This is a genomic window from Herbiconiux daphne, from assembly GCF_024979295.1.
GTDB lineage: Bacteria > Actinomycetota > Actinomycetes > Actinomycetales > Microbacteriaceae > Herbiconiux > Herbiconiux daphnes.
The window spans coordinates 1-969 of record NZ_JANLCJ010000186.1; the positions used below are offsets into that span (position 1 = coordinate 1).

Consider the following 969-nt stretch of genomic DNA (forward strand, 5'->3'; position numbering starts at 1 on the left):
CACTCTTATATTATGTGGACAAATTAAATATTTACGCTTTGATTAAATTTTTTATATTCCCAACAAATTCTTCGTATTTGTCTGGATATTCAAAGCCGCATTCTAGGAGTGCATAGTGAACAACTTTTAATAGATCTTGGATACCATTCTTATCTTTATGACGGAAGGCATACTTAATCATATTGCACTGTTGGAAATTCAACTGTGGATTGGCATGGTAAAATTCTACTGGCTGGATTCCATTCTCAGCGTGATAGTGATTACCACCCACCATTGTATCTAGTGCTCTCATTTGATTCTCCATTCATAACTGAGAGATACGAACTTATCATCTGTGTCTAAATCCTTGACACGTTTTGTAAAGCAGAAGAAAGGTAACCCTAATTCTTTTGCTTTCTTATAGCCCCAACGATACCCACCATTTAAAGCGCCTGGGAGCTTCGAGAAGGCGTTCATCACATAGATGACCTGTTGGCCAAACTCTTTATGATAACCCACGTAGAAGGCCATAGAGGCGTCTACAGACCCATCCTCATTCCACACTGTATATTCCCAACGAGGCGTCGCTGTAATAGCTGCCCAATTGCGTACAAAGTATGCATCAAAGTTTTGGTCTGCATAGGCTGGTTCTTGGTCATATATAAACCGAGCGAAGTCACGAGTGAATCCGGTAGTGGCTTCGCCTTCTCTGAATTCAGTCTTCGTTATTCTCATTTTAGTTCTTCTTTAATTTCTTCCCAATCATAGAAACCTTTACCATCAGTAAGGTCAAGGCAAACCCCATAAACATACTGGTTAATGCCAAGAGAGCGACGATCATCAGACTCCACAATACCAGGGACTCGGCGAATGTCTTCATAATGAGGGTAAACTCGTTTACCAAGGATGTCATTTGTTAGTCGTCTCACTTGTGTTAGAACAAATTCAGTGCGGCTCACGGCATCAACAGATTCAGATTCGTCTAGGATG

Annotated in this window: 3 protein-coding genes; all 3 read right to left on the bottom strand. The window is 40.8% G+C overall.

What is annotated here, in order from left to right; translation table 11 throughout:
- Positions 1-31: 31 nt before the first annotated feature.
- Positions 32-292: a DUF3310 domain-containing protein gene (locus N1032_RS23970; RefSeq protein WP_259542957.1), complete on the bottom strand. Its 261-nt coding sequence runs from the start codon at positions 290-292 to the stop codon at positions 32-34.
- Positions 289-714 carry a hypothetical protein gene (locus N1032_RS23975; protein WP_259542959.1) on the bottom strand — a complete coding sequence of 142 codons (426 nt, stop codon included), beginning with the start codon at positions 712-714 and terminating at the stop codon, positions 289-291. The genes N1032_RS23970 and N1032_RS23975 overlap by 4 nt, the downstream gene beginning before the upstream one ends.
- Positions 711-969, bottom strand: a 259-nt coding sequence (locus N1032_RS23980; RefSeq protein ID WP_456319123.1) for a hypothetical protein, incomplete at its 5' end; no start/stop codon positions are given. The genes N1032_RS23980 and N1032_RS23975, both read right to left, overlap by 4 nt.